This window comes from Finegoldia magna (assembly GCF_018371055.1).
GTDB classification, from domain to species: Bacteria; Bacillota; Clostridia; order Tissierellales; family Peptoniphilaceae; genus Finegoldia; species Finegoldia magna_I.
Genome location: NZ_JAGYZD010000083.1, coordinates 1 through 6,689 on the forward strand (window position 1 = coordinate 1; position 6,689 = coordinate 6,689).

10 protein-coding genes are annotated in these 6,689 nt (G+C 29.2%); 2 read left to right on the forward strand and 8 right to left on the reverse strand.

The genetic code is table 11. The features are described 5' to 3' along the window. The first annotated feature begins 215 nt into the window (after positions 1-215). Both KHW44_RS04835 and KHW44_RS04840 read left to right on the forward strand, forming a co-directional pair. Positions 216-539, forward strand: coding sequence for a hypothetical protein (locus tag KHW44_RS04835; protein ID WP_304066644.1), 324 nt, complete (start codon positions 216-218; stop codon positions 537-539). 245 nt (positions 540-784) lie between these two features. Then, a complete protein-coding gene (locus KHW44_RS04840) occupies positions 785-1,174 on the forward strand; it encodes a hypothetical protein (protein ID WP_304066647.1) in 390 nt (129 codons plus the stop codon). A gap of 47 nt (positions 1,175-1,221) precedes the next feature. Here KHW44_RS04840 and KHW44_RS04845 read toward each other — a convergent pair whose 3' ends face one another. The 8 genes from KHW44_RS04845 to KHW44_RS04880 form a co-directional block, all read right to left on the reverse strand. Further along, entirely contained in the window at positions 1,222-1,629 is a 408-nt protein-coding gene (locus KHW44_RS04845) for a nuclear transport factor 2 family protein (protein WP_304066652.1), read from the reverse strand. 235 nt (positions 1,630-1,864) lie between these two features. Further along, positions 1,865-2,284, reverse strand: coding sequence for a GNAT family N-acetyltransferase (locus KHW44_RS04850; protein WP_304066655.1), 420 nt, complete (start codon positions 2,282-2,284; stop codon positions 1,865-1,867). A 959-nt stretch (positions 2,285-3,243) separates the two neighbouring features. Then, a complete protein-coding gene (locus KHW44_RS04855; protein WP_304066658.1) occupies positions 3,244-3,417 on the reverse strand; it encodes a hypothetical protein in 174 nt (57 codons plus the stop codon). A gap of 14 nt (positions 3,418-3,431) precedes the next feature. Further along, complete coding sequence (locus KHW44_RS04860) at positions 3,432-3,743, reverse strand: hypothetical protein (protein WP_304066661.1); 312 nt, start codon at positions 3,741-3,743, stop codon at positions 3,432-3,434. 70 nt (positions 3,744-3,813) lie between these two features. After that, the gene (locus KHW44_RS04865) at positions 3,814-4,206 is read right to left on the reverse strand and encodes a ferritin family protein (protein WP_304066664.1); all 393 of its coding nucleotides are present in this window, start codon (positions 4,204-4,206) and stop codon (positions 3,814-3,816) included. Between the two features lie 182 nt (positions 4,207-4,388). Next, the gene (locus KHW44_RS04870) at positions 4,389-4,913 is read right to left on the reverse strand and encodes a GNAT family N-acetyltransferase (protein WP_304066667.1); all 525 of its coding nucleotides are present in this window, start codon (positions 4,911-4,913) and stop codon (positions 4,389-4,391) included. 170 nt (positions 4,914-5,083) lie between these two features. Continuing rightward, entirely contained in the window at positions 5,084-6,412 is a 1,329-nt protein-coding gene (gene rlmD / locus KHW44_RS04875) for a 23S rRNA (uracil(1939)-C(5))-methyltransferase RlmD (RefSeq protein WP_304066669.1), read from the reverse strand. Beyond that, positions 6,412-6,672 (reverse strand): hypothetical protein, encoded by a 261-nt coding sequence (locus tag KHW44_RS04880; RefSeq protein ID WP_002835237.1) that lies wholly within the window; start codon positions 6,670-6,672, stop codon positions 6,412-6,414. Before KHW44_RS04880 ends, rlmD begins: the two co-directional genes overlap by 1 nt. Between the last annotated feature and the right edge of the window lie 17 nt (positions 6,673-6,689).

The window sequence follows — 6,689 nt, forward strand, 5'->3', positions numbered from 1 at the left end:
TAATTTTTAGGCTTATTTAACGTGCCATAAATTTCAAGATAAATTATTTTTTATTTTCTCTTGACATTTGATAGCTGGTCTTCTTTATTTAAGTATTCTTGTACTATTTTCATCTTAAATTTTGTACTATATTTTGTCATGAAAAAACTGACCTCCTCTAAGTTGGTTTTGGGTCCAACTTTTTGGGGTCAGTTCAAAATCAAGAGCTTTTAAAAATGAGAGACGAAGGTATTAGCAGAAAAGATATTTCAGATGGATATTACACCTTTGGAGAACTTTACCATCACAGAATGGTTTTATTTTCTATAATTTTAAATCAAAATCCGAAGATTTCATGGAAAGCAAAAAAACACCATGATGGAACAATGTTTGGAAATGACAGTTTTATATGTGGAATAGAGACACCTGAAGTACAATATACTTATCATTATAACTTAGAATGTTGGGATAATTTTAAGGTAAAAGAATTGGAATATGCTCCAGAATATGATGGACATAAGCCTGAAGACATTATAAGACTATATAGTTTATTGAAATAATAATCGTGAGCTAATCGTGTTAAAACACAACATAAATATTGATATCTACACGAATTAATCGTGAGAAGATATAAGGGATTTCGCTTCTTTAGGAAGAGGACAAGACCTGGACACGTCTATAAACTGTCTTTTTTACATAGCCTAAAACTTGTTAATGACTTTAAAGTTTACATGAATTAAGTCTACCAAGTGAAAAGACCAAGTTTATGGAGCATTTTTTGGATGGTTTTTGAGTAGTTTTTGATATGTTGTTGTATATTGGAGTTGGATTTTATCTAGTAATGACAATCATCATTTCCAATATTATTATCGACAAATCAAAACTTAATATATCTTATCTCAAACTTTTTGGATGTAGTGACACTGAAATCACTAGCATTTACGTGAAAGCAATATTAGTAATTCTTGTAGTGTTGCAATTAATTATGATTTATTTGATTGATAAAGGAATTAAATTCATTATTCTAATCTCAATGTCGAAGTTTGACACTTATATAATTGCAGATATTCCCATTGCAACGTATTTGAAAGCTGTTTTGTACAGCACGATAATTTTCTCTATGATTCAAGTATTACAAAAAATAAAAATATCAAAACTAGACATGGTAAAAGAATTGAAAAATATAAATGGATAAACGAAACCCCAAAGTCTATGAAAAATTTGGGGTAATTTTTATGTCTATTAGAAATCATCCCTGAATTTAGGTGTTTTTCCATTTTCGTAAGGATTGTAGGTGTTGATATCACATTGAAATTCTTTTAGTTCAATAATTTTGTTTGAATCATTCCATAAAATAAGCGAAATTCCTTCAAAACTTGAAAAGTCACCGTTACTCATTTTACATTCAAAAATCCACTGAACAACTGATTGGTTTTCATGATGAAATATTTGTAAAATATCCCATTTTATAACCTTACCGCGAGTATTCCATTCATCAAACCATATCTTTATAGTTTTTTTATCTGAGTACCTTGGACCCCAACATTCTGTGTAGACAACATTATCAGCAAAAATGTTATCTATTCCAAAGTCTTTTTGTTCTAGCCACATTTTAAACCACAATTTTATAATTAATTCTCTATTATTCATCATAATCTACCTTAAATGATTTCTGTCATATATTAATGATACCATAAATCAAATAAATTACGGTAATTAAATCAAAAACATAATATCGTACAATGCAATATTACGATATTGTATATTACGATGTTGCATTAAAAATATCAATATAATAATGAGTTAAAAAGTTTTATAATAGTTTAGTAAATTTTTGAAACAAAAAAAGCGACAAGTTCGCCGCTTATAATTTGTATTCAAATATTTATTCATCGATTTGCTTAAAACCTACAGCTTCAAACATTTTTCTGCTTTGGTGGTTAGAAGCATAGATATTTGCCGTGACAGATTTTAATCCCTTTTCTTTTGCTAATTCCAAAATCTTTTTGACACAATTTCGTCCGATATGTTTGTTTTGAAATTCTTTGCACACAACTATCGTTATTTCATTGTCATCAGTCAAGGAAATATCTCCAACTAATTCATTTTTGTATTCAATGTAGTACAACTTTCCATGAGTATTCAAATAATTGTACATTTTTTGAAGCCTATCAATATCGTATAAGAAATCAATGTTGTCGACTTGTTTGCATACATACGCATCTTCATACCACTTCAAAGTAGTATCATAATTTTCAAAATAGGGAACAAGTTTGATGTTTTCATTTACGGTAATTGTGTTCATGTTATTTTTCCTTTATTTAATGTAGATATAAAAATATAAAGTACATACTTTTGTGGATGCTGTATCACTGATTTAAGTGAGAAAAATCACAACTTTTTATATTATCCTTTAAGGTTTTATTCTCACAAAATTCAAATAAATATTTTAATAAACTTATTTTGTTAGTATCTATATTCTTGTATAAATCTGTAACTTTTTTTCGTAAATCCAATTTATCTTTGTATTAATTTTCCCTCTATGTTCGATATAATAATCAGCTACAGATTCTATTTCTTCTTCTAGCTTTTTAGCTTTAGCTAAATTAAAAATTGGAAATATCATTATAGAAACAAGATTTCTTTTATCAATGTATTCAGGAACACTTTCTATTTGTTCTTTATAATACGGAAAATCAATATCTATATTTTCTGCTCTATTTAAATCTTCATAAACTATTATTGCAAGATCTTGATAGTCTTTTTCTAATGTTAATACTATAATGTTTTTAGCATTATATTCTAATTTTAAGAAATAATCTATTATAATAAATCCCCCTTATATAGCAGGTATTACATCTGGTGCAAAGAAAAACTCCAACTATTATTATATCTACCTTAATTTTTATTTTAGCATTATTTAAATTCCGATTCAATAAATATTTTATACAGATTAATAGCTTTAATAAAAAAATTACAAAAGACATATATCATCATAAACGGACTTAATTATGTCATTATAGCATCTCATTGCCAATTCAAGAAACATGATTGTATCTATAACTCCATCTATTTTTTCTATATAATCTCAATTATTTTCCTTTATGTTTACGGCAGGTTCAGTTCGTATAAAAATTTGAAAGCTTATCAGACAATGCAATATTACGATATTGCATTAAAAACATGAATATAATAATTAGTTGAAAAGTTTTGCAATAGTTTAGTAAATTTTTGCAACCTAAAAAAGCGACAAGTTCGTCGCTTTTAATTTGTATTCAAATAATTGTACATTTTTTGAAGCCTATAAACATCGTATACGAAATCAATGTTGTCGACTTGTTTGCACACATCTGCATCTTCATACCACTTCAAAGTAGTATCGTAATTTTCAAAATAGGGAATAAGTTTGATGTTTTTATTGACTATTATAGTATCCATAGGAAATTCTCTAATTATTTTATATTGTGTTTTGCCATTTTTTCCTTGAAAATATCTGTAATGATTTTTTGCAATTCGTCACGTTCTTTTTCAGGAAGTTCTCCTTCTCTCTTTGCTACAGCGTAAAGTTCAGGGTATTGATTGGCTATTCTTTCAATTGTTTTAGTCGTTGAGTGTTTTCTAACGAAAAATGGAATCTTTTTGATCCATTCATCTGGAACCAAGGCTAATATTTTATTCCCAGCTTCTTTGTCGGTAATTTCCGCTGTAGATAGTCCTTTGTCAATTTCTGCTTGTTCTTTTTCTGTAAAATCTTCTTTTTTCATAAATTGCTCCTCGTTTTTACTTTTTTTACATATATTATAACGCTAATAGTATTATTTATCAAAATCGAAATTAATTCTTAATTAATGAACTTACAATATCACCGTGTCTTTTTTCATCGTTTTTGACACTTTCTATTTCTGGGAATTTTTCAGCAACTGGTGCATAGGTATTAGCAGCATTGTATTCTCCGTTTGCAATTATTTTATATAATTTTTTCTTTCCTATTATCTTATAAAGCAAAGGAATAATTATCGCCTTGGTTTTCTTAGGTTTCAAATTTTCTTTTGTAAGATTGTGGAATACCGATGCATGATGACCTTCTTCTGTAGCAAGCTTACGAAAAGTTTCTTGATCCCTTGCATCCTTTACAGTATCTGCAAGTGCACGATACATTAGTACAACGTCCAATTCACCTTGTTGAGATTTCAATAGTATTTTCATATCTTTTTGTGTTAAATTCATTTTTTTCTCCTTTTTTAGATTCGATTAGTTCCCTTAAATTCATAGAATAATTTTTTAGTTAATTTAATTTTACCACAAAACAAAAACCCGACTATTATCAATTGTGATAAAGCCGGGTTTTAAATTTAAATATAAATTTTTTATTGTTATATTGTAGTTTTATGCTGTACTTTTAAACACAATTAATTGTCTATCCAATATCTTTGAATTGTCTTACCATCTGAGTTAACAAACTCATTTTCAAGTACTCCACCATTTTTAATAATAGACTTAGCTGATCCGATATTTTCTTTATCACAAATCATGAGTACTCTTTCAATTCCCAACTTTTTACACTCTATCAAAGCTAGTCTTACCATTTCTGTGGCATAGCCTTTTTTTCTCTCACTGGGTCTTATTCCATCTCCAATATGTCCACCTTCTTTCAAAAGTGATTCATTTAAATAGTGGCGAATATTGACAGCTCCTAAAAGCCTATCTCTTTCTTCATCTAAAAGGAATAAAACTGAATCTGGAACTTTATTTTCAGTTTTAGATTTTATTTCTAAGTTATTTAGATAATAGTCAAAATTATGGTAATCATTTTTAAATATTGACCATGGAGAAGTGTTTGTGTTATTCATTTTTTGGTCAATCTTCCATTCATCAATCATCTCGCCAAGCTTTAATTCATACTCTTTAGTTAGTTTAATTAATTTTAGTTTCATATATTTTCCTTAATTCCATCCATACCATGCACACAACCTACTCAATATCCAAAATGTAGCTAAAAACAAGAATTTGAAAGAAATTTTCGACCACTAATTTCAAAATACTAAGCTTTTAATAATAAATCCACAAAATCAATAATATATTGCTTTCAAGCACTCAGGTTTTTCTACTTTTTCTCCAACAACACAACAGCTTCGCAGTGGTAAGTTCTTGGGAACTGATCGAAGAACTCCAATGACTTAATTTTATACCCTTTTTCGATAAATTTATCCAAATCCATTCTTTGTGTTATCGGATTGCAAGAAATGTAGATGAATTTATCCGGATTGATGTCGATTAATCTATCGATTGCTTTTGGATGAATTCCATCTCTTGGTGGATCGAGGACGACTACGTCTTTTTTCTCAACTTTTTCCATAAAATTCAAGCAATCATCGCAGATGAACTTTGTGTTAGTCAATCCATTTAGTTCTGCGTTTTCTTGTGCTTTTTCGACTGCTTCAGCAACTATTTCGACTCCGATTACGCTTTCAGCTTTTTTTGCAAAAATTTGTGCGATGGTTCCTGTTCCACAGTACAAATCGTAGACGTTTTTTTCTGACAAATCTCCAGCTAATTCCAAGGCTCTGTTATAAATTTGCTCTGCTTGTGCTGGATTTGGTTGGAAAAAGGAAAATGGAGATATTCTAAATTCAAAGCCATTTATTTTTTCTGTCAAATATTCTTTGCCATACAACAATTCTAATTTGTCGACTATTACTGCGTCTGAAATATTATCGTTAATTGTGTGATAAATAGACACGATTCTGTTGTCGATTTGCTTTGCAAATTCAATGAAATCATTCACATCAAACTCATCACTTGTCGTTACCAAATTAATCATGTACTCATCATCATTGAAACTTTTTCTGATTATGAAGTGTCTCAAAAGTCCTGTGTGTTTTATTTTTTTGAAAAATTCGTAATTTTTGTCACGAAAATATTCTTGAACAGCTTGTCTGATTTTGTTGAAGCCTTCATCAATGATATTGCAATCTACGGTGTCTGTTATTTCGTAGAATTTGTTTTTAGTGTGAAGTCCCAAAACAAGAGGACCACCTTTGACACTATCTCCAAAAGTGTATTCCATTTTGTTTCTGTAGCCTTTTAAAATAGGCGATGGATGAAAAGTAATATCCTCATCGTAAATATCTTTGTATAATTCTGTGAGTGTTTTTTTCTTCAAATCGCACTCCACATCATACTCTAATTTTTGATAAATACAACCGCCGCATCTTTCATTTACAGGGCAACCTTTAATAGTTTCAAGAGGGGAGTTTTCTAGTTTTTCAACTAGTTTTCCCTCAATAAATCCCTTTTTTTTTCTTTTTCGTTGAAAAGAGATTGTTTGTCCTTGAATTGTGTTCTTTATAGAATACAAATTATCGTCTATTTTGCAAATTCCCTTGTTGGGAAATACATTGTATTCTACTTTTGCCTCTAAAATTTTTTTCATTATCCTTGTAGACCGTCTGCTTGTCTTTGCATATTTTCTACGACGATATCGTGAATATCTCCGATTGATTGTCCGTATTCCAATACTTGCCAAGGTTCATTAGTATGGAAATGAATTTTAATCAAATCATCGCCACCTACAACCAAAAGGCAATCGCCCTTGAAATGTTCTGTGATATATTCACTAATTGTATCGCTTGATAAGTTTTCTCCTGCTATTAATAATTGTGTATCAAATCTAAATTCTATTTGTTCTGACATAATTTCACCTTCATTTT